We start from the raw sequence: 25,662 nt of genomic DNA on the forward strand, positions 1-25,662 counted from the left end.
GATCTCAAAAAATTAATTTTTGTTATATAGCACAGAAAAAACCAGGTAGTTCCGCACCCCTTTAATTCGGTGCTATTACTACCTGGTTTGGTTCTTCCTTAAATATTAGTTGATAATCCTAAAATGCTATCTTAAGCTTGCAACAACGAATATGCCAGTGCAAAATTTCCTACAGTTGCTGATCCATTATTCTTTACTCTAGGCATTCGAATATATTCTTTCAATTTTGGAATCTCAATATAACCACTGTTTAACTCTTCGAAAGCCACTCTAACCTTCTCAAGCAATACATCATTGATAACCCCACCGCCAAAGGTAATACTATCTGGCCGTAGAATTAGTGTTTGTTGCAATGCACTCTGTGCAAGATAATAAGCAATTATATTCCAAACTTTATCATTTGGTGAAATTTTCTCTCCAGCAATTCCAGTTCTTGCTTGTATTGCAGGTCCAGAAGCTAATCCCTCTAAACAATCTTTATGGAAGGGACAATTACCAGTAAATGTCACGTCATCAAAATGTCTTTTGAGATAAACATGTCCCATTTCTGGATGTCCACCACTACCTAAAATTTTACCATCAATTACAGCTCCTCCACCAACTCCAGTTCCAACAGTCAAATATACTAGCGAATTCAATTTTTCATTAAAAAGCTGTGCCATTGTATACTCTCCAAATGCAGACCCATTTACATCTGTCGTAAAAAAAACGGGTACTTTTAATGATCGTTTGATACCTCCAACGAAATCAACATTTTTCCAACCAGGCTTAGGTGTATTTGTGATAAAACCATATGTTGGACTAATGTGCTGAACATCAATGGGACCAAATGAAGCGATCGATAATGCATCGAGAGAAAATTGCTTGAAATAGTCGGTTACCAGAGTAAGGGTCTCTTTTGGTGAGGTAGTGTTTATCCTAACACTATTTTTAATCCGATAATCTTCGTCTCCAACTGCACAAACAAACTTTGTTCCACCTGCTTCAATACTGCCTAATAACATCTTTCCCACCTCTATCTTTCCTTAAACTTCAATCTAATTGGTAAACATCAATATGTTGCTTAATTTGTCTGTTTGCTTTGAATTGAAAATTCAACTGATCTTCCACATAAAAACGTTCACTAAAACTACATTCTCCAGCGTTAATAAAGATTTCTAAAGAGGAACTGTCTACATAGATTTTTAATTTGAGTTCATGATTCTGGCTAAATGAGCATTGTCTCTTTCCATCACTCCCTACTCGCTGTAAATACGCGATCCGGCTTTGGAAATCAAAAAGTAGCTTGATAATATCCTGTTCGCACTTATCTTTTAGACTAAAGATAATATTTGTAGCGCTTTTTGGCCATTCAATCACTGCATTTATTTCTAACGCATGTGATGCACTGCTGAAATTAATCTCCATGCCATCACTTTGCTGGCTAAATAACAATTTTTGTCGTAATGACTTTAACTCAGAAATTGGATAAGAATATAATTTACCATTCTTGACGCTCAATTCCCGCGGTACTGTCAATGTTCCTGCCCATCCATCTAGCTGTTCTTGCATCTTACTTTCCCACATATCCATCCATGCAAACATAATTCGACGCCCATCTTCTAATAGTTGGGTCTGTGTAGCATAAAAATCATGCCCTGAATCTAATTCATAAAAATTACTTTTATTTTCTGAATTAATTATAAAATACCCAGTTTGGTAAAGATTCTTAAATTTCTCAGAAGTTGCCTTAATTCCTTGTGGTGATACTAATAAAATTTGTTGATGACCCAATTGAAATAAGTCAGGGCATTCCCACATAAAACCCTCATTATTTTTCAAATCTGCCTGGGCTAGTACCCCTACATACTTCCAATTAAATAGATCTGGAGAACGATATAAAAGAACTCTTCCTTGATGTTCACTACCTTGACTGCCTAATATCAACTGCCATAGTCCTTTTTCATACCAGACTTTAGGATCTCTAAAATCTTCAGAGTTATCAGCAGGCGGCGTTGTAATAATTGGATTATTTTCATATTTTTCAAAATGCAGCCCGTCAGTACTAACAGCAATATTTTGAGTTTGCCAAAAACTTTTTTTACCTGACCCAGGCACATAATGGTGACCTGTATAAATCAGGTATAATTTGTCATCTTTTATTACTGCACTCCCCGAAAAGCAACCATCTTTATCCTCTTTATTTCCTGGTACAAGAGCAATAGGACAGTTCTCCCAATGAACAAGGTCCAAACTTCTAACATGTCCCCAATGCATTGGCCCCCAGTCAGCACTATGCGGATGATATTGAAAAAACACATGATAATATCCATTAAAAAAACACAATCCATTGGGATCATTCATCCATCCTTTAGGTGGCATAACATGATATTTTTGGCGAAACCGAGTGTTTTTTACCTTTATCATAATGGCTTCTCCTCCTTGCGAAGTTTTCGGATTGAGTTTCTAGTAATTAGCGGACAATTAACTTTAATTAATTTCTTTTTATCAAAAATTTGATGCTCTTCAATTTTCTGCAACAGCTGTTGGACTCCAATTGCACCAAGATTATAGTGTGGTAACGCGACTGTAGTTAGTTTAGGATGCAAATGTTCTGCAATAATTTCTTGATTATCAAAACCGACAATTGAAATATCTGCTGGAATTTTGACATTTCTTTTTCGTAACCCATCGTAAAGACCCATTGCAACTCGATCATTGTGACAAAATACAGCACTAACTCCTAAACCGATAATTGAATTTGCAACATCATAACCTCCTTCTTGATTAGGTTTTGCATAAATAACTAGCGCATCATCATAGGTCAGATTTGCATTTTTCAGAGCATCTTTATAACCCTGAAGCCTATCGGATTGAGCAGGTGAAACAGAGGTAGTGTTAATAAAAGCAATTCTTTTGTGACCAGCTTTAATCAATAAGTCAGTTGCAGTTCTTCCTCCCTGTACTTCATTAGGAACAACTGCCATATAATCTTCTTGTTGACTATAACAATTAACAAAAAGTGACGGGATTTCAGCAAATAAAGATGGTGAAGTAACTTTACGATGATACCAAGTTGAGTAAATAATTCCTTGAACTTGCTGTTCTTTCATCATCTTCAAAGCATTATCTTCCACTTCTTTTTTTCCATCAGTATTAACAATTAAAAGAATTTTGTTACTCTTCCACGCCTCTTCTTGTGCACCGGCAATAATTTCACCTGCAAATGGTGAAGTTGCAACATCATCTGTAACAAACCCAATCAAGTCTGTCTTTCCCTGTACTAAATTACGTGCAAGTACATTAGGTCGATATCCAATTTCTTTTGCTATTTTAATAATCTTTGCACGTGTCTTTTGAGGAATCCGTGCTTTAGTTCCATTAATTGCCCATGAGACAGTTGCAACTGATACTTCTGCGATCTCAGCAATATCTTTTAGTGTTGGCTTTTTTTTGCTCATTTTACTTAACCTTTCGAATTAATAAAACTGAAATAATTGCAATTATAGTAATTATAATTGCGACTGGAAAAATTGGAGTATAAGAACCCATCGTTGTTACGAGAATTGATGTAATTCCAGCACCGACTGCTTGTCCAGCACATGAAGCAACGTTTAAAAAACCCAAATCCTTACCTGCATTTTCCTTATCTGGTAAAACATCAACATTTAAGGCCTGATCAACTGCCATGTACATTCCATAGCCCAAACCTGCAATTCCGGCAAAAAGAAGCATTCCAAGCGTTGACGGTAACATCCATGGCATAGCAATTCCAATTGCATAAAGCAAACATGCAACTACCACAGGTGGTTTACGTCTTCCAATTCTATCAGAAATTGGTCCGGAAGTTACTGCAGCTATAAAAGAAACTATCATTGTAATAACTGACATCACTGAAATAACTCCTGCGGCTTCAGTACGTGATTGCCCTAGATGATCTTCTAAAATATATAACTGATACGCAGCCACCATTTGATAAGCAACAATTAAACTCGTTCGACACACAAACGCCTTCCAGAAATCTGCGGCATTACGAATAGGTGGTGTGAAAGCTCTAAGAATTACTTGCATAACATTTTCTTTTCCGGCAACCGTAACATTATTGGCAGGTTCCCGTGGAATAATCAAAAATGCTGATAAACCAGCAATAATATACATCAGTGCAGCCAATAAGAAGCCAATTGTTGTTTTGGCAATAAACAATGAAGCAAGAAAAGTTCCGGCTGCCTGTCCTACAGTAATTCCACCACCATACGCTGCAGAAACAGTCCCCCGGTTAATCTTAGGCACGCGATCTGAAAGTGTTGCTACAATGGGTGCAGTCATCATGTTCTGTCCAACATTAGCAAAACAATATGCTAACAAAATTCCGGTTCCAGTAGTGGGTATTCCTATCAAATAAAACGAAAATGCAGCGATTAAAGCACCCGCCAAATACCACGGAGTTCTCTTTCCAAAACGGGAACGTGTTTTATCAGATAAAGCGCCTACAAAAACATTTACAAACAAGGAAATTAGCGCACCAGCTGCATTAATCGTACCTAAAAGAGCATCTGGATTGGCAACTCCCACATCTTTTAGCCTTTGCGGCATCAATACCGCAGCTATCATATAGAAGCCCATATTCTGCAAAATAGCGTACGTTCCAAAACCAATAATAAATTTATAGGAAGTGAGTTTGGTGATTGGTGTAATTGATAATTTATTAGCATTATGTTCCTTTATACTATTCACTTTTATCAGTCCATTCCATCTTTAACTTTGACTAGTAAAAAACTAACGATCCTTGATTTCTAAAGAAGTAAGTTTTGCTTGACCATCACTTACAAAGAAGCCAAATCTACCAGATTCTTTATCATAGATTCTGGCGCTTAATGACACTGATTTATCAATTACAGCAACCATTATAGTTCCTTCAATAAGGATTTCGACCGTATGTTTTCCAGCCAAAAGTTCACAGGGACGTTCAAGTTCCACATAATAAGGAACGTCTCCCGAAATTTGCCATTGTTCTGTTCCTGTTTTTTTACGAGGCCAACGATCAAAAACGACGCGCGCACGTTTTGGCTCTAAACGCAACATATAAGCCGAGTCTCCATCGTTAGATGCTCGTAATAAGAAACCAACTTCGTGCGTCTGCATTGAGAATTCCAATTCAGCTTTAATGTATGTCGCCCTGTTTGGCAAAATATTGCCAGTTAGACTACAGTCATAGCCATCAGGAACATTGAGAGTAGTATTTTCAATTGAAGTAGCAACGGTATTCTTAAAGGTAGTTACTAATTCATTAGGAAACTTAAAATTTAAAGTCCCATCTGCATTTTGGGTAGCCTCTAATGTTGCAATATTACCAGCCCATTGCCATTCACCATCATCTGATTCATTTTTCTTAGTTGCAATCCAACCTGTAAAATATCTACGGTTATTCAAAAAAGTACTTTTAGCTGCATAGAAGGCCCGTCCGTCAATTGAATCATGTTCAGGAGCAATCCACGGACCCTTAAGTGATTTTGACATTCTATACTTCGTTGTAAAAGCATCAGTGAATTCTGAATAAACAAAGTACCACCATTCTCCCCATTTAAAAACCTCAGGACACTCCATTGCAACATATCTATTAGGTGCCCAAAAAGGTTCAACCTCTTTCCAAAAATTCAAATCTTTTGAAATATATTGAGCTGTCACACCTCGTCTTCTTTCTGGGCCAGAATTCTTACGAGCAGCAAAGATCATTCGCCAAACTCCATTTTCCTCATCTCTGAATACAAAAGGATCCCGCCAGTCATATTTTTCATAATTAGAACTCGCTCCAAAAGTAAGCTCCTGATGTCTAGTCCAACTCAGCATGTTATCAGTGCTAGTTGCATGCATAATTAATTGAAGTGAGCGTCCGCTCGTGTCCGTTGTATGTGGATTATTACCAGTGTAAAAAAGATGGTCTGTCCCTTGCTCATCTGTGACAACACTGCCAGTGTAACAATTATAATCTTTCGCAGTAAGACCACCTGATGGTAGCGCAATTCCTAGATCATTCAAAGCTGCATAGTCTTTAGTTTTGATAACTTTCCAAGGCATTCCTGTTTTAGGTTCCTTGCGCTCATCGAAAAGAAAGAATAGGTATGCCTCTCCATTCTTAGTAAATGGGATTACATCACCCACAAATCCGTCAGTTGGTCTATAAAAAATATCATTTGTCATTTAATTCACCCTTTACACAAATTTTGCTTAAACGTTTAAGCACGCTAATTAACGAAGCTATTATGAAAGGGTTTTCTTAAATTGTCAATAGTCTTTCTAAATTTTTTAAGTTCGCTTTTTCTTGACCTCAACGAATCGATTCAAAAAAGTTTTCACAATTAACACAATAAAGGACTAAGACAATTCTTGTCAAAGCCCTTATATTTTCTAGTAATCTTTTGATAACTTACCTTGTCACTTTACATCTACTCTCAAAGTAACGTTCTACGCCAAGGTTCCACATCAATATATAATGGTGCCTTATCGAGCGCTCCAAAAAGTTGATTTTTATGATGCACAACTCTTTTAGCTGCTGCAATACATTCTGGAAAAAGATTATTTGGATCCCATCCTTCTTCCTCAGCTAATATTGTTCTTGCTTTAGCAAAGAAAGCATATTTGTAGTCAGAAGAGATATTTACTTTTGAAATTCCAGTTTTAACAGCCTCCTCAATTTGTTCATCTGGATTGGACGATCCCCCATGTAATACTAGCGGATTTGCAACAACAGCCATAATATCTTTTAAAATATCTATTCTAATTTTGGGAGTAACATCTGAAGGGTAAATTCCGTGAGCTGTACCAATTCCAATCGCTAGCGTATCAACACCGGTCTCTTCGACAAATTTTTGAGCGTCTGTGGGTTGAGTATAAATTCCATTTTGCAAGTGCTCTTTAATATGATTCCCAGTTTGACCAATTGTTCCTAGCTCGCCTTCTACTGAAACATCTACTAAGTGGCACATCGCAACAGTTTTCTTGGTAAGTGCAACATTTTCTTCCCACGAAGCTAGTGACCCATCAATCATCACCGAACTGAATCCATTATGAATTGCACGAGCAACATTTTTAATAGTATCACCATGATCCAGATGCAAGACAAAGGGCACCTTACTATTTTTAATTCGTTGTAGAACATAGGCAAAAAAGTCATCTTTTGCATAGGCCATTTCAGTTGGATGAACTGCAATAATACCTGGTGCATTATCTGCTTCACACTGTTCAATGGCCGATCTTAATAATTCAGCATTAGAGACGTTGTAGGCCCCTACCGCAAAATGATTTTCTTGTGCAGTTTTCAACATTTGTTTCATATTTAATAACATTTAACATCTTCCCTTCTTGTCTAGCTATTTTTACTTGTCTTTCCTGCTGAACCCGAAATTTTTATATAGTAACGCACCATCTCCCTAGCTGCTTGCATTGTAGTTGTCATAAGATTTACGTACTCTATCTTGTGGTTTTTTGAGTGCTGTTCAAACACCGAATCAGCTTGCGCTTGCATGACATCGGAACCTACGTTGACCTTATTGATCCCATACTGAATTGCCATTTTAATATTTTTTTCACCGCACCCAGATCCCCCATGTAAAACTAATGGAAGATGGGTTGCATTTTTTATCTCTTGGACAATATTAAAATCAAACTCTGGAGTAACATCTTGCGGTAAACTACCATGACTTGAACCAAAAGAGATTGCAAGTGCCGTCACCCCTGTTTCTTTTATAAATGAGATTGCTTCTTGTGGGTCAGTATACATACTCGTGCGTGTAAATTGATTATTTGCAACAGCTCCCATATTCCCAATTTCTGCTTCAACACTTACACCGCGAGAACTTGCCATTTTAACAACTTCTTTCGTAATTCGAACATTTTCATCATACTTATACTCAGACGCATCTATCATTACACTTGAAAACCCAGCATTAATACTTTGAAGGACGTATTCTTTGGAATTTCCATGATCTAAATTAATTGCTACTTCAACGTTAGCCTTTTCCGCCATTTTGATAATTCCTGGTAAAACGTATTCACGAGGAATATGCTTTTGTAAATGTTCCATTAATAAATCTATAATTATTGGAGCATCCATTGATTCTGCTGCACAGATAGTCGCATATGCACTTTCTAAATTAAAACAGTTGATAGCCATTACCGCATAATTATGTGAGTTAGCATTAGCTAACATTCCTTTCATTGAAACGTACATGCTGTGCCTCCTAGCATTAATTAATTTGAATATCATCTAAGTTAATGTCTTCTTCAGATTCCAAATGTTCATCTTCTTTACTTGGCATCTTCTTCCAAGCAAATAGTATTAATCCTGTTACGACAGAACCAATTGACAAGGCAAGCAAAAAAAGCAACGGTTTGTTCATTGCTGGTACTATAAACATCCCACCTGAAGGAACTGGGCTCTCAATTCCCCATGTCATAGATAAGCCACCTCCAACCGCTGCTCCTATTGAGCAAGCTGCCACCATTCTAATCAAATCAACAGCGGCCAATGGAATTACACCTTCTGTAATCATGACGATTCCCATTGGAAAGGCAATTTTTATATTATCTTCTTCTTCTGGAGTGTAAATCTGATGTTTAAATAATCTTGACAACAGCCAAGAAAGTGTTACGCCAAATGGTGGTACCATTGAGGCTAAGATTTTAACAGCTTCTGGTTCTTTGACTCCTTGAAGCAGTAATCCATCAGCAAATAAAGAAGCAACTTTATTGACTGGTCCACCGAAATCAAAGGCAGCCATTCCGCCTAAAATCGCACCGAATGTAAATCTAGCAGAGCCTTTCATACTATTTAGAAATGAAGTTAAAGCGTTAGTTGCCCATACGATTGGTTGACCTACTATAAAAAACATCAATAGCCCCATTATCAGAGAAGACAGTAAAGGTATAATCATCATTGGAACTAACCCTTCAGCCCATTTTGGAACTTTAATATATTTCAGCAAAAATAGTACTAACCACCCTGTTAAAAAGCCGCCCAGCATTCCACCTAAAAATCCAGCACCAATGTTATATGAAATTATTCCACTTAATAATCCCGGAGCAATTCCAGGCCGATCAGCAATTGAATAAGCAATTGCTGCGGAAATCACAGGTGCTAGAAGTCCCATTCCCCAAACACCAAGAGTTGTGAATGCAGAGGGAATTGAATAGCCACTCTTAAAATTGGTAATCACTGAACCTCCCATTAGATTCCCAATTGCAATTAGTAAACCCGCAGCAACAACTAGTGGTAACATGTATGAAATTGCGGTCATCGCATGTTTTTTCAACTGCATTTTTTTTAGCATCTTTCATTCCTCCAATTTAAGTCTCTTTTAATTTAGTTACTACTGCTTGAAGTAATTTTGTAGGTGCTTTGATAGCTGTGTTTGTTGGTACTTCTACTACTCTTTTTCCTTTAAAACGCTCTTTCCCACCAATCTTAATATCAACAGCTAGAAGTACAAAATCTGCCTCCTTAATTTGATCAGTTGTTAATTCATTTTCAGTTCCAATCGTTCCTTGTGTTTCCATATGAATCTCGTAACCCAATTTTTGTGCTGCTTTCATAATCTTTTCCCGTGCTATATACGTATGCGCAATTCCAGAGGTACATGCAGCAATTCCTACAATTTTCATTCTTACTCCTCCTTTGGATTTTGTGATAATAATTCTAATACTTCTTCTTTTGTCCTTACTCTGTGCAAACCTGCAATAAAAGCCTCATCTGCTAATAGAATCGCTACTTTCTGTAATAAACGAATATGCAGAGTATTAGCGTCAGTATCTTTTACAGCAAAAAGAATAACAATTGTTACTGGTTCATTATCCAATGTTTCCCAAGCAATTTTATGGTGACTAATCCCTACTGCTAAAGTTGTATTCTTGACAGCTTTCGACTTTCCATGAGGAATTGCAACTCCTTGTCCTAATCCTGTCATTCCCTCAGTCTCGCGTTGCATTACGTCCTCCTTAAACTCTTTACGCTTGATTACGTCTCCATGCATAAAAAGTAATTCTGTCAGTTCCTCAATTGCTTCTTCTTTTGTAACTGCCTTAAGATCAATTGAAATCAGTTCTGGCGTGATCACTTTCGCGATCTCAAAATTGTTAATATTACTTTCCATTTTCTCTCAACACCTTTAACATTTTATTCACATTTATTTGATCATTTTTATTAAACATTGCATTTACCAATAGCGTCGGTTTGATACTCACTTTCTCTGCAAAAATTGTAGTGATAATAAAATCCACTTGCTGATCGTAAAAACTCTTTTCTTTTTGATATTGTCGCAAAGAGATGACATCTTTAATTTGTAATTCAGGGAAAAACTTATGCACTTTAACTTTCAGTAACTCAGAAGTACCAACTCCACTTGCACACATAATTAGGACTCTTATTTTTGGGGGATTTTGTTCAATGAATTTTGCAAAGTAAAGTGTAATAAACCCAATCTCATCATCATCCAACTTTTGTTGAAAATGTTCCTGAAAAACTTCGTTCACGACTTGTTTAACTTGTACAAATATTTGAGAGTATTCATTTTGAATATCAGTTAGTAACTTATTAGTAATCTCAATATGATTTTTAACTCTGTTAACAAGAGGTTTAATATGATTTATAAGTTCAGTTTTTAATTGTTCGATATTGAATGCGATTCCACTGACAGTACTAACTCCATTAATAATCTCCATTGTAATTTCAATTATTTCAGTTGAAAAATTTAGCTTATTAGTATTTTTAAAAAACAACCTCGATGAATTCAAATACTGTAACAAAAATATCTTCTCTTCTTGGGGTAATTCCTGCCCTAAATATTTTGATAAATTATCAATGATAATATCGGCAATCTCAAAAAATTTTTGATTACGATACCGTTCCTCATTCGAAGAAACATCTACCAATTTAAACTTCTGATTTTTAGTTGCAAATCCATTACGATAACGACTAACTAAGATATATATATGTGAAAAAATATTTATATTATATGGATAAGGAATAATTGAATTCAAGTGATTTTCAATCAACCTAAATTGTTCGATAATAAACCGCATATCATAACGATTTAAAGTAGGAAACTTTGAACTAATTTTTTCTGTCTCAATATCATTAGCTTTAGTAATATTTTGTAAAATTGCACGTCGAATGGCTAATTCACTGCCCTTCACACCAACATTATGACTTTTTCGAATCAGTTGAATCTTTTGTTTCTTTAATTGCTGCTTGATTACCATCAAGTCACCATTGATAACAGTTTCACTAACATAGTATTTTTCAAAAAGATTAATAACTTTTAACTCTCGTGGAGAGCTGAAAAGTATTTTCAATAAAATCTCGTTGCGCCGCTCAACAGGGGAAAAGAAACTGTTTTGACTTTGCTGTTCCTTGTTACGTAAATACTCAGGATAATTTATGCGGTATCCCCTCCCTTTTTCCGAAATTATTAATTGGTCTTCATCACTTCTTTCGTTAATTTTTTCGATATAACGAGCAACAGTACGTGTCGAAATTTCCAATTTCTCGGCTATTTCATTAGAGGTAAAGTAGTTATCATTTTGGCTAAGGAATTCAAGAAGTGCTTTTTCTTTTTCTCTAAATGACATCTCCCACCTCTCCTTTCCTTCAGCTATAGTATATCTTTTCAATTTTGCAAGCGCTTACACTTTTCTGTCATAAACAACTGCCATTAAAAAATAGAACCTCATATTAGTCAAAAAGTAACGTGTACTCAAAAAGGACCGTGGCAAAATTTTGCTTGTCCCAGTCCTTAAATGTTCTTTTCGATCTAACTCATTGTACATTAATTTGCATTCAATTTCTTGTATTTAAACTGTTTTTCTTTTAACTAAGTGAACATCAATAATAGTATGCGTGACTTCTTCTGAGCTATTACTTGTTCCTTTTATTGCTGATATCAATCGTTGACTTGCCTGTAGAGCAATTTTGTCAATATTTTGGTGAATAGTTGTTAACTCAGGATAACAATACTTAGCAATTGGTGCATCATCAAATCCAACAATTTTCAAATCTCCTGGAATACTCAAGTGTAAATCTCTAGCTGCAATCATAATATCGGCAGCTAAAGTATCGCTTACTGCAAAAATACCAATCGGTAACTCATTATGACTTATTAATTTTCGTAATTCATTTCGAATTTCCAACCTTCTTTGCTCTGATCCAGAAAGATGCTGAGAATCTAGACTAATAATTGAAAATTGACTTAATTTTAAATTACTTGCTTCTAGTGTATCTTTAAAACCTTTAATTCTATCCAAAATAGAAGACGAATCCCCAGTAACTCTAAAAAGAGTCGGAAGTGTTTCAGCATTTAATAATTCTGTTGTTGCGATTACAGCACCTTCATAATGATTTGAACTAACAAAAATTGTGTTACTATCATTGGGCTTCCTATCAATACAAACTACTGGAATTGATCGACTTAGAATATTTTTGTCAAAGGTCTTTTTCCCTGAAATGACTATTAGTCCATCTGCTAATTTTGCCTCTAACATTCGTATATAAGTTTCTTCTTTTTCTGAATCTCTTCCTGTATCACAGATAATAGTAGAGTATTGCTTTGAAAAAAATTGATTTTCAATTTTTTCAACTAAAGATGAAAAGAATGTATTAGATAAGTCTGGCACAATAATACCAATCGTATTTGATCTTTTCATTCGCAGCCCCTTTGCAAGGGTATTTGTTTGGTAGTGGTACTTCTCTATTATTCTCAATACACGCTGCCGAGTGTCTTCAGAAAAACGTCCATTGTTATTGATGACTCTTGAAACGGTTGAAACAGAGACTCCACTTAATCTAGCAATCTCTTTGATTGAAATTTTTTTATCCATAATCCACTTCCAAAACGTTCTTAATGTTATATCTTGCGAGAGTGGAATTGTACTAGACAAAGTACATCAGGTTTCAATATTTCAATCTGAATATTTTCCACTGTCATCATTTACAATTCTATCAAATTTTTGTTCATCATGCTCATCTTCTGCAGTTACTTCGTCAATTCTTCGCTGATGTCTTCCGCCTTCAAAACTAGCATCTAACCATGCCTTAACAATCATTTTGGCAAGTTCAGAACCAACTACTCTAGAACCTAAGGCAAGTATATTTGAATTATTATGTCTTCGTGATAATTCAGCTGAATAAGGTTCACTAACACTAGCCGCACGAATACCAGAAACCTTGTTCGCAGATATTGAAATACCAATCCCAGTACCACACATGATAATTCCCAAATCATAATTACCATTAGCTACCTCCTCACCAACCTTTTTTCCGTAGATAGGATAATCAGTTCTTTTATTTGAGTAAGTTCCAAAGTCATGAACTTCATATCCTAGTGAACGCACATATTCGATAATTAAAGGCTTTAACTCATAGCCAACATGATCGGATCCAAAAGCAATTTTTATTTTTTTCATTTCTAACACTCCTTCAATTCGTTTACGATTTTGTTATAAGATTTGTTTTTCCCAAACAATGATGAAGTTCCAACAATAAAACCGTCAACACCAATTTTTGAAAGTTGACTAATTTTTTTCGGAGAAATTGCACCATCAACCATTAATTTAAATGAACTATCATTTTTACAAACAGCAAGTTTTTCAATCTTCGGAACTACGAAGTCTAAAAATTTTTGTCCAGAAAAGCCGGGATTGACAGTCATAACAAGTACATAGTCAACTAATGGAAGCAACTCCTTAATAGACTCAACTGCAGTCCCTGGATTAATCGCTAACCCTGGGTGCATACCCAAACTCTTTATTTCTAACAATGTAGTAGCTGCCATAGGATCTACCTCTGAGTGGATATACATGATATCGGCCCCTGCTGCATAAAACATATGAATAAAATTCTTTGGTCTTTTAACCATTAGGTGCACATCCATTGAAACCGAAGTTAAATTTCTAACAGTTTGATAATCTTCAAGCCCTAAAGCCATGTTAGGGACAAAGTTTCCGTCCATAACGTCCATGTGAAAAATATCCACACCTGCAGCTTCAAGATTTTGAATTTCAGATTTGAGATTCGAAAAATTTGCACACATTAACGAAGGACAAATTAATTTTTCCATATTCATCAACCTTAATATTATTTTTGAGAAATCGTTTGCTCAAAAATAAATATATCATCTGCCTTTCGATATGTCAAATAGATCTTAATCGAAGCTATCATCGTAATATATGGATAATTGACAGAAAATAAACTTAATGGTACTATTCAATTTGAGAAATCGTTTGCTCAAAAAATAAACGAGGTGACTAAATATGTCGAATGAAAAATCATTAGGGAAAAAAATATTATCCTTAATCGGCGGTGAAGCTAATATTCAAGGGATATCTCATTGTGCTACTCGCTTACGCATGTTATTAAAAGATAATCGAATTGCCAATAAAAATAAAAAAGCTATTGAAAATTTAACTGGCGTTATAAGTGTTGTTGAAAACGGCGGACAGTTTCAAGTAATAATTGGCCCCGCGGTAACAAATGTATACGACCAACTTCTTGATGGAACAAACCTAACCCAAGAGACTAATCAAGATAATACTAAGGAAAAAAACAGTCATGGTTTAGTTTCTAATTTTTTGGATATTGTAGCAGGTATTTTTACTCCTCTACTTCCTCTACTTGCGGGCTCGGGTGTTTTAAGAGGAATTGTATTATTATTAACTCAAGTAGGTTGGTTATCTGAAACCTCTGGAACTTACCATATTTTAACTGCTGCATCTACTGCGGTATTTTATTTTTTACCTATATTATTAGCATTTACTTCTGCAGAAAAATTTAAAGTTAATAAGTACGTTGCCGCAGCAATTATGGGCGCCTTGATAATGCCGGAATTCACACAAATTATGGGCAATCATGGAAACGGTATCATAACTCATTTTTTAGGAATCCCAATTGTAACAATGACGTATACATCGACAGTAATTCCTGCAATTTTATCAATTTGGTGCTTATCATATGTTGAATACTATTTAAAAAAAATTATTTCTGAAAACCTTCAGTTACTTTTCGTTCCGCTAATATCTCTGTTCATCATGGTTCCATTAACAGCTGGAATATTTGGACCATTCGGTGTCTACTTAGGGGAATGGATTTCTGATGGAATTAATTTTTTAATGAATGCAAATGGTTGGTTAGCTGGTGCTATTGTTGGTGGTGCTTGGAATATTTTTGTTATTTTTGGACTTCAATGGGCTGTCAATCCAGTAATGATCCAAAATATCAGTAAACTTGGTTATGACTTCATTGTTCCGCTAACAGCTGCTGCGAACTTTGGAATGGCTGGAGCAACACTTGGAACCTTTTTTAGGACAAAAGACAGTAAAATGAAAGCCTATTCTATTTCTGCACTTCTTTCAATTTTCTTTGCGGGTATTACCGAACCAGCAATCTATGGAATTGGTATTAAGTACAAAAAGCCTCTAATTGGTGCTGTTACTGGAGGTGCAATAGGGGGAGCTTTTATCGGTGGACTTCACGCTAAAGCCTTTGCTTTTGTTTTTGGAGGCATAACCACACTACCCGCTTTCATTGGCAAGACATTCATTTCTTATGTAATTGGTTTAATTATTTGTTTTGTAGTCGCAATGATTGTAACGTTGTTAATCGGTATTGATGAGGCCGAAAACACCAAAGTACAAACTGATCAAATTGGCAATACAAAACAAATTTCTGATGCCTCAATTCTTCAACCCCTAGATGGAACTGTTGCTGACATTGCGTCAGCCAACGATCCAGCATTTGCTTCTGGTTCAATGGGCTCAGGAACTGTCATTCATCCTACAAGTGGTGATGTCTACGCCCCCTTTGATGGTACTATTTCAATGTTGTTTAAAACAAACCACGCAATTGGAATTACCTCCGACCGAGGAACTGAAGTGTTAATTCATATTGGAATTGATACTGTCAAATTAAATGGGAAATATTTTTCCTCAAAGGTCAAACAAGGTGATGTTGTTAAATCTGGTCAGCTTTTAATCCATTTTGATCTCGCTGCTTTAAAAAAAGCCGGCTATGACACTTCAACTTTTGTAATTGTGACAAATAGTACTGAATATAAAGATGTTCGACTCCTCAAAGCTGATCTTGGTAATCACGGTCGCAAAATTTTGCAAGCTACTATTTGATTATGAATAGGGTTTAGCAATTAGTCTCTAAATAGTTAAAAATGCTGTAACAATTAAAGTTTACAGCATTTTTTTATTATCTTCTAGATAACCTATACTTAGTTACTTTCAAATTCACCCCAGCAACTAGTCCGCCTACCAGCCACTTCTTCACCACTTGCCAAGTAGCCAAACTTGCCAGCTGATCGTGGTTGACGCAACCAAACAAAACCATCATGCATTGAATATGCGTCATAATTGATCACTGAATTGCTTGGTAAAAGTGCAATTACAGAACTAGTGGTTTTGGCACCCCAGCGCAATTTAATGGCGGTTTTCGTCGTAAATATTCCGGTTTCTGTAGTCCACTTATCGCCAAGGTCATCGCTGAAACTGGTATTTTGGACAGCAGGTGTTACAGGTTTTGCGCTAGTCAGCGCCTTAGAATAGAAACCATTAAAGTCATAACTCATATCAATCTGCAGACCTGCAACTTCAAAGCTATTCGTGTATTGCCATAAGCCCACATCTGCCACTCCAGGAGCAGTTACACCGTAATTAGCAACCCAGAGATTCTTAGCCAACAACTTACTGGGGTCCAAACGCCCACTCCAAAACCAGGTTGCCATTGAATAAAGATCGACATGTGGATATCCGGCGGCCTTAACTGCCTGCAAAAACGTATTGGCGTCAGCAGTAGCCCAGTTGGCATTTTGCTGGTCCTCAATATCAAGAACCATTACAGAAGCTGGAGTAATCTTTAGAGCTTGTGCGTGCTGCACAAACCAAGCAGCTTCAGCACTTGCATCCTGGCTTCCCTTGAACTTAGCATAATGATACGCATGAACTAACAGACCTGCGGCACGTGCATGCGCTAATTGGGCAGCAGCTTTAGGATTAACGTAGGCACTGCCGTTTGCACTACCTTCCGTCAATTTGACAATTACTGCGCGGACATTTTGGGCAGCTAAGGCTTTAAAAAAAGACAAAGTGTCTGGTTGATAGCTTGCAACGTCAGCAACTAACTCGTAATCTTTGGTCATAAAAGAACCTCCTCTTATTAATCAAGCTAATATACTATAAAACGTATTATCCTTGCAGTATGTCAAATTATTTTTAATAGCTATCACTTAAAAATCAACTTTGGGGTAAATAACAGCAGTAAAAATTTTATGTCTAACTCACTAATCTAAAGAACTTTTTACAGTTTTTTTGTCGTGGAACGCTGTACTAGTTTAAATGGAACAAGTACATTTTGCTTGTTATTTTGAAATTCAGTAACTGCTATTTTTCCCATAAGGGCAAAGTTCTGTGTAATACTGGTCAATTGCGGTCTACTACGCTTACAGATTTCAGTTCCATCAATACTAACAATTGAAAAATCTGCAGGAACAGTATCTCCTAGATCATGGAGACCATTCAAAAGACCGAGCGAAACCTCGTCACTTACACCAATGATCGCGGAAACGTTTTTCTTTTCATGAAAATACGCCGCACTTTCAATCCCCGAGTCATAACTGAAGTTTCCAGGTGACAACCAATCAGTTTGAAATTTTATCTTAGCCTCTCCTAGAGCCTTCAGATATCCTTTGTACCTTAAGCGTGCAACATAATCTTGCATAATATCGCTGCCAGCCATTCCAATTTTTTTATATCCAGCTCTAATCAAACTTTTTGTTGCCTGATACCCCATCAGGAAATCATTTGAGGATATAAAGTGAATATCCTTATCTGTAGAAGTTCCCACCAATTTAGTATTAATTTTTACTTGTTTTAACATATTAATTACTTCACTAGTTGGTTGCAGTGAAATCAACAACAACGCATTAACTCGACGTTCTATCATATTACGCACTGTTTTTAATAATTTTTTAGAATCATTCCTTTTTGTGGCCATTAAAATAATATCCAGCCCATGTTCATCTGCTTCAGCCATTACCCCATTAATGACAATATTGTTAAAGTTCGTCTTCGAATTAGTGTAAATCACACCAATTGTCTTGTTGCTTTTTTGTGCCAAATCGGCTGCCGAACGATCTTTATAGTAACCTATATCTTTAGCAATTTTTTTTACCCGTGCTGCAGTTTCTTCACTATATCTACCAGTTTCGTTTAAAATTCTTGAAACAGACGCTGATGAAATTCCAGCTAGTTTAGCAATATCTGCAATTTTGACTGGCACCTTAATCCTCTCCCACTTTTTTTATTAATTATGTATGTACATAAAGTACAACAAATATAACTATTATAAAAGTCTTGACACTTTCAAGAAAACGTTTACAATGAACTTGAAAGTTGAGTAAGCGCTTACGCAAATTTCAAGTTCATTGTTGGAGGTGTAATCGATTTGCCGAAAGAGTTATTTAGACTTTCGACCTAATAATCGGAATAACTATGGAAAGAATAAATAAAATTGAAGTTCTAAATAAAAGTAGTCGGAGCAATACCTTTTTATGGAATATGAACATTGGTTTTTTTGGTGTACAAATGGCTTTTGCTTTACAATCTGCTAATATGTCAAGAATCTTTCAAACAATCGGAGCGAACCCTAATGACATTGGCTATTTCTGGCTGGCCGCGCCCATTGCAGGGATGTTCGTTCAACCAATTGTAGGTGCCATCTCTGATCGAACATGGACCAGCTTTGGAAGAAGGCTCCCTTGGCTCTATGTTGGGGGGCTGGTTTCTATAATTGTGCTTATTTTGATGCCAAATGCCGGTAATCTTGGATTAGGCTATGGAACCAGAACATCCATGTTGTTTGGAGTTCTTTCTCTTTTATTTTTAGATGTCTCATCCAATATGGCAATGCAACCTTTCAAAATGCTTAGTGGCGACATGGTGAATGAAAAACAAAAGGAAAAATCATATTCTATTATGACTTTTGTTTTAAATATGGGTCAAGTTGTTGCCTCAATCTTCCCAATGATTTTAACAATGATTGGCATTTCTAATGTTGCTTCTAAAGGAGTAATTCCCAATACTGTAAAATTTACTTTTTATTTTGCAGCCCTAACCTTATTCATCTGCTGTATCTATTCTTTTTTTAAAGTACATGAGTTACCTCCAAAAGAATATGCGAAGTTTCACCACATATCTGAGGACCAAACAAACGGTCAGCACAATATTTTCCAACTGCTGCGTACAGCCCCAAAAGCTTTTTGGACAGCAGGAATTGTCCAATTATTTTACTGGGCAGCTTATATGTATATGACCACTTACGCTACAGGAGGCATAGCAGAAAAAGTCTGGAAAACTACTAACGTGAGTTCAACTGGCTTTCAAGCCGCCGGCAACTGGTTCGGATTTCTTAGTGCAATTTCGGCAGTTGTGGGTGCAATTTGGCCACTTGCTATCGCTAAGTTTCCACAGCAACAAAGACCATTATGGGCTTTTTCACTTTTTATGGGTGGGCTCGGATTAGGCTCTGTCTCTCTGGTAACAAATAAATATGTTTTGATTCTTTCCTTCATTGCGTTTGGCCTGGCTTGGGGAGCTAATACCGTTATTCCCTTTACAATCGTGACCAATGCATTAGATGGAAATAATATTGGAACTTATCTAGGACTCTTTAACTGTACTATTTGTATTCCACAGATTCTTGCAAATCTCGTTGGCGGAACTCTAATCTTACAATTTTCCAGCAATCACGGAGTTGGTGCCCAACATATCATGATGTTGATCGCTGGAATTTTACTGATTCTGTCTGCTATTAGTGTTTTATTTGTAAAAGAGACATACGGTGAATTAGAAAAAATAAAAATTAATAATAAAAATTAAAGGAGCAACTAAAGTTATGGAAAAATGGTGGAAGAATGCAGTTGTTTATCAAATTTATCCAGCGAGTTTTCAAGATAGTAACGGCGATGGCATTGGAGATCTTAACGGGATTATTTCGCGTCTTGATTATATAAAGAAGCTTGGAGTAGATATAATTTGGCTAAATCCCATCTATAAATCCCCTAATGTAGACAATGGTTATGATGTCAGTGACTATCAAGACATTCAACCCATATTCGGCGATCTGAAAATTTTTAATAATCTTTTAAAGCAAGCACATCAACACAAAATTAAAGTTGTGATGGATTTAGTCGTTAATCATAGTTCTAATCAACAAAAATGGTTCGTTGAATCTCGAAAATCAAAAAATAATCCTTACCATGATTATTATATCTGGAAAGACGGTGATCCAAAAAAGTTACCAAATAACTGGGGTTCCTACTTCAGTGGACCAGCCTGGACCTATGATAAAGAAATCCAGCAATATTATATGCACCTATTTGCTAAAGAACAGCCCGAGCTGAACTGGAAAAATCCTCAGATGCGTAAAGATGTCTATCGTCTAATGCGTTGGTGGTTCGATAAAGGAATTGACGGATTTAGGATGGATTCTATTAGCTTGCTGGACAAACCAGATAACTATCCAGATGCTCCCAACCCTGCAAATGCAACTTATGCTGATGCCCAACCCATTGTTGCTGATGGTAAAAGATTGGGAAATTACTTAAAAGAGATGAACAAGGAAGTTCTTTCCAAATATAATGTAGTTTCAATTGGTGAAATGATTGGGTCAAATGTAAAAGATGCCCTTGAATACACAGGGCGTAATAATCATGAATTAGACATGATCTTTCAATTCGAACACGTCACCTTAACTCCAAATAAAGACAAACGACTCGGTAAATGGAATGATATTCCTGTAAATTTAGTTGATCTTAAAAATTCTCTCTCAAAATGGCAAAATGGTTTAAATAAACAAGGCTGGAATAGTCTTTATTGGAATAATCATGATCAACCACGGGCAGTTTCACGCTTTGGTAACGATTCTCCTGAATATCGAGAGCTTTCTGCAAAAATGTTAGCAACTACTCTTCATATGTTGAAAGGAACTCCTTATATTTATCAAGGTGAAGAACTTGGCATGACCAATAACCATTTTAAAACCATGGCTGATTATCGAGACTTGGAAACACTTAATGCATATGATGAGTTAGTCAACAAAGAAAAGATTGTTTCTAAAGAAAAAATGATGAGCTACTTTGCTAATATGTCTCGCGATAATGCACGCACTCCTATGCAATGGAACAATTCAAAAAATGCCGGTTTTACAACCGGAACTCCGTGGATTGAGGTAAATGAAAATAAAGCTCAGATTAATGCCGCTGCACAAATCAATGATCCTAACTCAGTCTTCAGTTATTATCAAAAACTAATTCAATTAAGACACAAATCCTCACTAATAGTTTATGGTGATTATTTGGAACTCGATCCTAATGATGATAAAGTTTTTGCATTCAAAAGAACATATAAAAAGCAAGAATTGTTGGTAATTAGTAACTTTACCGCTGAAGAACTCACTCGTGACTATAATCAAAAAAATGCTGACTCTTTAGTTATCGGAAATTACCCAGACGATGAAATAACTCTGATTCGCCCTTATGAAACAAAAGTTTACTTATTCAATTAACTTTAAGATCTCATGTTAAGAGAAGGAAACGCTTATGAATAAAACAAAGAGGATAAAAAAGCTCAGCTTAGTGGGCAAAACTGCAACAGTCGCATGTTTAATAATGTATTTTTCCTACATTGAACAAATTATTGCTAATCTGACTTCAAAACCGGTGCCTTCAATTCAGCCTCTTTTTGCCGCTATTAATGCCTTTCTTTGGGTTACTTATGGATTTTTAAAAGACAAAAAAGATCTACCAATTATTATTGCAAACCTTCCAGGTGTAATCTTAGGTTTAATAACCTTCTTGACCTCTATTGTTAAATAATATGCAAAGACCACCTAAATTTTAACTAAGGAAGGGGCTGTGGCAAAAGTTAACTTTTGTCACAGCCCCTCTTTTATTCCGGATAAACGTGTTCCATAAGTCAAAATTCTCCGTCTAACTTCGAATTGCTCATCGCAAAGTACTCGCTATGTTCGTAATTTCGAGTTAGTACTCAAATTTTCCCGACTTATGTCACACTCTCTTATTAATTATTAAGTTTTCTAAACAACCTCAAAACTTCGTATAAATATTTTGCTCTTTAAATTCATTCTTGCAAAACTATTCATGAATCCTTTAATCAGTATTGATAGCTTTAGTGCCCCTCTGCTTTAACACAAATTTCTCTTTTAAGATTAGCTTATTTCGACCACCTATCGATTTTTAAGTGCGCTCACCCAATTAATTTCATGACTTAAAACTAAACATACTTCACTTAATTGGAATTAATATCTCACAATACCCTGATTGGACTAACGAAAACTTATAACGTTCAATCAAAGGTTGCTTTAATACTTTAAGACAATTTTTACTGATAATTTGAGCCAATTGACCATAAAATTCACTAATCACCTCTTCAGTATGCTTAATTTTAAAAACTACTACCTTTTGACCTTGGATAACCCTTTGCTTTACACAAGTTTTAAAGTTTGTTTTATTAGTAACAAGACAGACATCGTATCGACAATTTTTTGCGGTTATTCTTGTCGGATCATCTAGTGCAATTCCGAGAATAACAGCATTTTCCCAGAGTCCCTCTGCTTTAACCCACCTTTTAAAATTTTTCATTAAAACCTGGTTTTCCAATCCGTAAACTCCAACTTTTCTAAAATAAGCTACTCTGACTGGTGGCAAGTATTCAATTTTCAATTCTGGTCACTCCATCTTTTTACTCGGACGCCCTGTAACAAAAGTTTAACCCCAGTTAAAATGAAAATCACCAATTTTTTTAAATTTCCTAAAAATCGCTGCCACATCAAGCTTCCATAGCTCGACCAACCAGCAGCTTACTTAAAATAGATCCCATAATGTACACGGCACTTTGGATTAAAAGAATGCTGGCAATTGGGACAAAATCCCTGTACATATTTTTGAAAATCCATTGTGAACTTACAAACACCGCAAATTGCCGGTGCAGCGTGTTTAGCACACGGGACAAAGCGGTGGTCCCTTAAGGTATCATGACATTTATAACATGCAAAATATTGCTGGCACTGCGCACACTTTAAACCTACAATGTCGTTGGCCTGATGATAATGGCAGCAGCGCCCTGCCTCATCAACCTCGATTCCATGAATGATACTCAACGTAATTCCCCCACCTAATTTAAAGTACTAGCGACAACTTCTTTAATATTCCACTTCAAGTTGCATTAAATTCCTGATTCGGCGAGTAATCACAACTGCTAAAATTGCTTTAAGCAAGTCTCCTGGAATGAAAACCAGATTTGAGACCAAGGCAGTCGAAAGCGGTATGCTGGATTGCAAAGACAACCACAAGGCACCGACTACATCTACAAAAATTACTCCAGCAACACCCACAATCAAAAGTTCATGCCACCATGAATGCTGGGCACGGACTTGAAAAAGTCGTTTTAAGCACCCTATTAGAAACGGAACAAACAACCAAGCTATCAAGTATCCGCCACTTGGACCGAGAAAAACAGTGGCTCCACCGCGACCACCAGATAAGAGCGGTAATCCCAAAAATACAAGCAACAAGAACAGACCTACTGCGGCAGTTCCATACTTAGACCCCAATAAGCCGCCTGCCAACATTACTCCCATGTTCTGTAAAACAAGCGGCACTGGAATAATCCCCAGCGGAATTCCAGGCAATAAACCCAAAATAACTAAGATTGCCACCAACATTGCAGCTAAAACTAAATTCTTGGTTCTTTGATGATCCTTCACTTAACTCAACCCCAACTCTTAAATTAGTAACAGTCTCATTATATTCAACTGTAAACCCAATTTCAATAAATAGTTTACAATTAACAAAATATTGCGTAGTTCCCGCTAAAAAAAGGTTGCACTACAAAAAAAAGAACTCGGGGCTGTGACAAAAGTTAACTTTTGTCACAGCCCCGAGTTTATTCCGGATAAACGTGTTCCATAAGTCAAAATTCTCCGTCTAACTTCGAATTACTCAGAGCAAAGTACTCGCTATGTTCGTAATTTCGAGTTGGCACTCAAATTTTACCGACTTATGTCACACTCTCGAATTCCTTAGCCTTTCTAATGATTGATACACTATGAGCGCACCAATTTGCTACCTAACCTGAAGCGAAGTTATTCAGCTTAGAATACACCCCTAATTCAATATCATAGAAAAATTTTTTTCTAAAATCTGTTAATTATCATTAGAATAGTTCTTCTCCCAATCAGCTGACTTAGTATCACCAATTGTTTGAATTTTGTAGTCACTGCCTTGCTTAACGATTTCTGCATTCGGATAAGTAAACTGCTGTACCTTAGTAGAATCGCCTGCATCTCCACTATTATTAAAAGTATACTTAACTGAATAAGAGACCGTTGCTTTGTTCTTACCTGCCGGAGTAACTGAATTAACTTTAGTAACTTCAGCGGTATAGTTCTCGATCTTACTGTTAGTCTTAAAAGAAGCAAAGAATTTTAGCAAATCATTATAACTTGAATTGCTTTCTTGCCCTACAAAAAGTTCTGCAGTTGACGAATCATCCGTACCGGTTTGAGCTCCCGAAAAAACATTATCAAGTAATTCTTCAGCATCTGACTTAGCGACCATGCCCTCGAATGCAGGTGCAATTGTATGCTCGCCTTCCGCTAGCCGATCACTAACGTTGATTGTCTTTGATTTGACAGTCTGACCTGAAACAGGCAATGTAATGTAAGCTTTCAAGTCGTTGCTGACTGGATAGTCTTTGAAGCTTAATTTACCTTCACTGTTTAACTCGCCGACTTTTTTTCCATTCAAGTACACAGTTGCACCCTTAGTTCCACTAATTGTAAATGTTGCTATTTTTAGTTTTAACGGCAAAGATTGAGAACCGGCAGTTAGCTTGGTGGTTGCAGTGTTCACTAATTTTCTGCCGGCGATCTTCCCTACAGCTTTGAAACTATATTGTCCAGGGAACAGCGGACCAACCTTTTTGCTATCACTAGAACTAGTCGTCGTTGCCAACTTCTTCCCATTTTGATAAAAAACAACCCCTGCGTGATTAGTAGATAACGTAACATACGCAGCAGCAATATTTAACTTATAGCGTGGGAAAAGTAACCATGCATTGCCACTTTGTTCAATTGAATAGGTATTATCATACGTCGAACCGGTTTGAAGCGCACTTTTTAACGCGGCTAATTCCTGACGGTTGTTCTCAAAATACTTTTGAACTGGTTTTAAATTTTTATTCGATATTTCATTTTGTAAAGTTGGATCACTCGTCTTTACGTATTTAGCCAGATTTTTATCAGAGTTCCCCATCGTTGTAATAATCCGCTCAAGTTGCTTTTGTGGTTGGTAGTAATTCTTTAACCCTAGGTATCCGGCAACTAAGATCACAACGACTGCCACAACAGCCCCAACCATGCGTTTATTGAGCGGTTTTCGAGGCTGCACAGGCGTACTGCGCTGCAGCGGTTTTTGGGTACTATCCTCTGGTTCAGCCGTAGACTCGCTTTTTTTCTCAGTTGCTGCGCTTGTTAAGTTATGTCCGCAATTAGGACAAAATGCTGCACCGGCTTTAACTTGAGTTCCACACTCAGGACAAAATGTTTCTGAGGCCATT

At 36.4% G+C, this 25,662-nt stretch carries 24 protein-coding genes; 4 read left to right on the top strand and 20 right to left on the bottom strand.

Going from position 1 to position 25,662, the window contains the following annotated elements:
- Positions 1-131 precede the first annotated feature (131 nt).
- From AB3Y88_RS01250 to rpe, 14 genes are all read right to left on the bottom strand, one after another.
- The gene (locus tag AB3Y88_RS01250; protein WP_228889288.1) at positions 132-1,004 is read right to left on the bottom strand and encodes an ROK family protein; all 873 of its coding nucleotides are present in this window, start codon (positions 1,002-1,004) and stop codon (positions 132-134) included.
- Between the two features lie 28 nt (positions 1,005-1,032).
- The gene (locus AB3Y88_RS01255) at positions 1,033-2,406 is read right to left on the bottom strand and encodes a glycoside hydrolase family 32 protein (RefSeq protein ID WP_228889263.1); all 1,374 of its coding nucleotides are present in this window, start codon (positions 2,404-2,406) and stop codon (positions 1,033-1,035) included.
- The gene (locus AB3Y88_RS01260) at positions 2,403-3,440 is read right to left on the bottom strand and encodes a LacI family DNA-binding transcriptional regulator (RefSeq protein ID WP_228889260.1); all 1,038 of its coding nucleotides are present in this window, start codon (positions 3,438-3,440) and stop codon (positions 2,403-2,405) included. Before AB3Y88_RS01260 ends, AB3Y88_RS01255 begins: the two co-directional genes overlap by 4 nt.
- A gap of 1 nt (position 3,441) precedes the next feature.
- Positions 3,442-4,713, bottom strand: coding sequence for an MFS transporter (locus tag AB3Y88_RS01265; RefSeq protein ID WP_228889257.1), 1,272 nt, complete (start codon positions 4,711-4,713; stop codon positions 3,442-3,444).
- 42 nt (positions 4,714-4,755) lie between these two features.
- Entirely contained in the window at positions 4,756-6,177 is a 1,422-nt protein-coding gene (locus AB3Y88_RS01270; RefSeq protein WP_228889254.1) for a GH32 C-terminal domain-containing protein, read from the bottom strand.
- Positions 6,178-6,428: 251 nt separating this feature from the next.
- The gene (locus tag AB3Y88_RS01275) at positions 6,429-7,322 is read right to left on the bottom strand and encodes a ketose-bisphosphate aldolase (RefSeq protein WP_228889251.1); all 894 of its coding nucleotides are present in this window, start codon (positions 7,320-7,322) and stop codon (positions 6,429-6,431) included.
- A gap of 20 nt (positions 7,323-7,342) precedes the next feature.
- Complete coding sequence (locus tag AB3Y88_RS01280) at positions 7,343-8,206, bottom strand: class II fructose-bisphosphate aldolase (RefSeq protein WP_228889247.1); 864 nt, start codon at positions 8,204-8,206, stop codon at positions 7,343-7,345.
- Between the two features lie 16 nt (positions 8,207-8,222).
- Positions 8,223-9,305, bottom strand: coding sequence for a PTS fructose transporter subunit IIC (locus AB3Y88_RS01285; protein ID WP_228889245.1), 1,083 nt, complete (start codon positions 9,303-9,305; stop codon positions 8,223-8,225).
- 16 nt (positions 9,306-9,321) lie between these two features.
- A complete protein-coding gene (locus AB3Y88_RS01290) occupies positions 9,322-9,636 on the bottom strand; it encodes a PTS fructose transporter subunit IIB (protein WP_228889241.1) in 315 nt (104 codons plus the stop codon).
- A gap of 2 nt (positions 9,637-9,638) precedes the next feature.
- Complete coding sequence (locus AB3Y88_RS01295) at positions 9,639-10,124, bottom strand: PTS sugar transporter subunit IIA (protein ID WP_228889238.1); 486 nt, start codon at positions 10,122-10,124, stop codon at positions 9,639-9,641.
- Positions 10,114-11,601 (bottom strand): PRD domain-containing protein, encoded by a 1,488-nt coding sequence (locus tag AB3Y88_RS01300; RefSeq protein WP_261909862.1) that lies wholly within the window; start codon positions 11,599-11,601, stop codon positions 10,114-10,116. Before AB3Y88_RS01300 ends, AB3Y88_RS01295 begins: the two co-directional genes overlap by 11 nt.
- Positions 11,602-11,823: 222 nt before the next feature.
- Positions 11,824-12,846 (bottom strand): LacI family DNA-binding transcriptional regulator, encoded by a 1,023-nt coding sequence (locus AB3Y88_RS01305; RefSeq protein WP_261909863.1) that lies wholly within the window; start codon positions 12,844-12,846, stop codon positions 11,824-11,826.
- Between the two features lie 81 nt (positions 12,847-12,927).
- Complete coding sequence (gene rpiB / locus AB3Y88_RS01310; RefSeq protein WP_315972302.1) at positions 12,928-13,422, bottom strand: ribose 5-phosphate isomerase B; 495 nt, start codon at positions 13,420-13,422, stop codon at positions 12,928-12,930.
- Positions 13,423-13,433: 11 nt separating this feature from the next.
- Positions 13,434-14,084, bottom strand: coding sequence for a ribulose-phosphate 3-epimerase (rpe, locus tag AB3Y88_RS01315; protein WP_228889226.1), 651 nt, complete (start codon positions 14,082-14,084; stop codon positions 13,434-13,436).
- Between the two features lie 193 nt (positions 14,085-14,277).
- Between rpe and AB3Y88_RS01320 the strand changes: the two genes are divergently transcribed.
- Entirely contained in the window at positions 14,278-16,143 is a 1,866-nt protein-coding gene (locus AB3Y88_RS01320; RefSeq protein WP_228889223.1) for a beta-glucoside-specific PTS transporter subunit IIABC, read from the top strand.
- A 98-nt stretch (positions 16,144-16,241) separates the two neighbouring features.
- On the opposite strand, the gene AB3Y88_RS01325 is transcribed toward AB3Y88_RS01320, so the two are convergent.
- Positions 16,242-17,165, bottom strand: a complete 924-nt coding sequence (locus AB3Y88_RS01325) for a GH25 family lysozyme (protein WP_228889221.1) — start codon at positions 17,163-17,165, stop codon at positions 16,242-16,244.
- A 158-nt stretch (positions 17,166-17,323) separates the two neighbouring features.
- The gene (locus AB3Y88_RS01330; protein ID WP_228889216.1) at positions 17,324-18,304 is read right to left on the bottom strand and encodes a LacI family DNA-binding transcriptional regulator; all 981 of its coding nucleotides are present in this window, start codon (positions 18,302-18,304) and stop codon (positions 17,324-17,326) included.
- Positions 18,305-18,516: 212 nt separating this feature from the next.
- On the opposite strand from AB3Y88_RS01330, the gene AB3Y88_RS01335 reads away from it, so the two are divergent.
- From AB3Y88_RS01335 to AB3Y88_RS01345, 3 genes are read left to right on the top strand one after another with little or no spacing between them, the layout of a single operon-like run.
- Positions 18,517-19,902: an SLC45 family MFS transporter gene (locus tag AB3Y88_RS01335; protein WP_056960685.1), complete on the top strand. Its 1,386-nt coding sequence runs from the start codon at positions 18,517-18,519 to the stop codon at positions 19,900-19,902.
- A gap of 16 nt (positions 19,903-19,918) precedes the next feature.
- Positions 19,919-21,589: an alpha-glucosidase gene (locus AB3Y88_RS01340; RefSeq protein ID WP_228889213.1), complete on the top strand. Its 1,671-nt coding sequence runs from the start codon at positions 19,919-19,921 to the stop codon at positions 21,587-21,589.
- 34 nt (positions 21,590-21,623) lie between these two features.
- Positions 21,624-21,899 carry a SemiSWEET family transporter gene (locus tag AB3Y88_RS01345; RefSeq protein ID WP_056960683.1) on the top strand — a complete coding sequence of 92 codons (276 nt, stop codon included), beginning with the start codon at positions 21,624-21,626 and terminating at the stop codon, positions 21,897-21,899.
- Positions 21,900-22,328: 429 nt separating this feature from the next.
- Here the strand turns inward: AB3Y88_RS01345 and AB3Y88_RS01350 are convergent, their stop codons facing one another.
- From AB3Y88_RS01350 to AB3Y88_RS01365, 4 genes are all read right to left on the bottom strand, one after another.
- Complete coding sequence (locus AB3Y88_RS01350; protein WP_228889210.1) at positions 22,329-22,766, bottom strand: GyrI-like domain-containing protein; 438 nt, start codon at positions 22,764-22,766, stop codon at positions 22,329-22,331.
- 137 nt (positions 22,767-22,903) lie between these two features.
- Complete coding sequence (locus tag AB3Y88_RS01355; RefSeq protein ID WP_156653494.1) at positions 22,904-23,209, bottom strand: CHY zinc finger protein; 306 nt, start codon at positions 23,207-23,209, stop codon at positions 22,904-22,906.
- 36 nt (positions 23,210-23,245) lie between these two features.
- Positions 23,246-23,809: a biotin transporter BioY gene (locus tag AB3Y88_RS01360; protein ID WP_228889208.1), complete on the bottom strand. Its 564-nt coding sequence runs from the start codon at positions 23,807-23,809 to the stop codon at positions 23,246-23,248.
- Between the two features lie 439 nt (positions 23,810-24,248).
- The gene (locus AB3Y88_RS01365) at positions 24,249-25,661 is read right to left on the bottom strand and encodes a zinc ribbon domain-containing protein (RefSeq protein ID WP_228889205.1); all 1,413 of its coding nucleotides are present in this window, start codon (positions 25,659-25,661) and stop codon (positions 24,249-24,251) included.
- Position 25,662 lies beyond the last annotated feature (1 nt).

The sequence above is a fragment of the Liquorilactobacillus satsumensis genome (assembly GCF_964065465.1).
GTDB classification, from domain to species: domain Bacteria; phylum Bacillota; class Bacilli; order Lactobacillales; family Lactobacillaceae; genus Liquorilactobacillus; species Liquorilactobacillus satsumensis.

Bases quoted from the DNA above. Each gene is read 5' to 3' on its own strand.
- AB3Y88_RS01250 (WP_228889288.1), bottom strand. From the start codon at position 1,004: ATGTTATTAGGCAGTATTGAAGCAGGTGGAACAAAGTTTGTTTGTGCA.
- AB3Y88_RS01255 (WP_228889263.1), bottom strand. From the start codon at position 2,406: ATGATAAAGGTAAAAAACACTCGGTTTCGCCAAAAATATCATGTTATG.
- AB3Y88_RS01260 (WP_228889260.1), bottom strand. From the start codon at position 3,440: ATGAGCAAAAAAAAGCCAACACTAAAAGATATTGCTGAGATCGCAGAA.
- AB3Y88_RS01270 (WP_228889254.1), bottom strand. From the start codon at position 6,177: ATGACAAATGATATTTTTTATAGACCAACTGACGGATTTGTGGGTGAT.
- AB3Y88_RS01275 (WP_228889251.1), bottom strand. From the start codon at position 7,322: ATGTTATTAAATATGAAACAAATGTTGAAAACTGCACAAGAAAATCAT.
- AB3Y88_RS01280 (WP_228889247.1), bottom strand. From the start codon at position 8,206: ATGTACGTTTCAATGAAAGGAATGTTAGCTAATGCTAACTCACATAAT.
- AB3Y88_RS01285 (WP_228889245.1), bottom strand. From the start codon at position 9,305: ATGCTAAAAAAAATGCAGTTGAAAAAACATGCGATGACCGCAATTTCA.
- AB3Y88_RS01290 (WP_228889241.1), bottom strand. From the start codon at position 9,636: ATGAAAATTGTAGGAATTGCTGCATGTACCTCTGGAATTGCGCATACG.
- AB3Y88_RS01295 (WP_228889238.1), bottom strand. From the start codon at position 10,124: ATGGAAAGTAATATTAACAATTTTGAGATCGCGAAAGTGATCACGCCA.
- AB3Y88_RS01300 (WP_261909862.1), bottom strand. From the start codon at position 11,601: ATGTCATTTAGAGAAAAAGAAAAAGCACTTCTTGAATTCCTTAGCCAA.
- AB3Y88_RS01305 (WP_261909863.1), bottom strand. From the start codon at position 12,846: ATGGATAAAAAAATTTCAATCAAAGAGATTGCTAGATTAAGTGGAGTC.
- rpe (WP_228889226.1), bottom strand. From the start codon at position 14,084: ATGGAAAAATTAATTTGTCCTTCGTTAATGTGTGCAAATTTTTCGAAT.
- AB3Y88_RS01320 (WP_228889223.1), top strand. From the start codon at position 14,278: ATGTCGAATGAAAAATCATTAGGGAAAAAAATATTATCCTTAATCGGC.
- AB3Y88_RS01325 (WP_228889221.1), bottom strand. From the start codon at position 17,165: ATGACCAAAGATTACGAGTTAGTTGCTGACGTTGCAAGCTATCAACCA.
- AB3Y88_RS01335 (WP_056960685.1), top strand. From the start codon at position 18,517: ATGGAAAGAATAAATAAAATTGAAGTTCTAAATAAAAGTAGTCGGAGC.
- AB3Y88_RS01340 (WP_228889213.1), top strand. From the start codon at position 19,919: ATGGAAAAATGGTGGAAGAATGCAGTTGTTTATCAAATTTATCCAGCG.
- AB3Y88_RS01345 (WP_056960683.1), top strand. From the start codon at position 21,624: ATGAATAAAACAAAGAGGATAAAAAAGCTCAGCTTAGTGGGCAAAACT.
- AB3Y88_RS01365 (WP_228889205.1), bottom strand. From the start codon at position 25,661: ATGGCCTCAGAAACATTTTGTCCTGAGTGTGGAACTCAAGTTAAAGCC.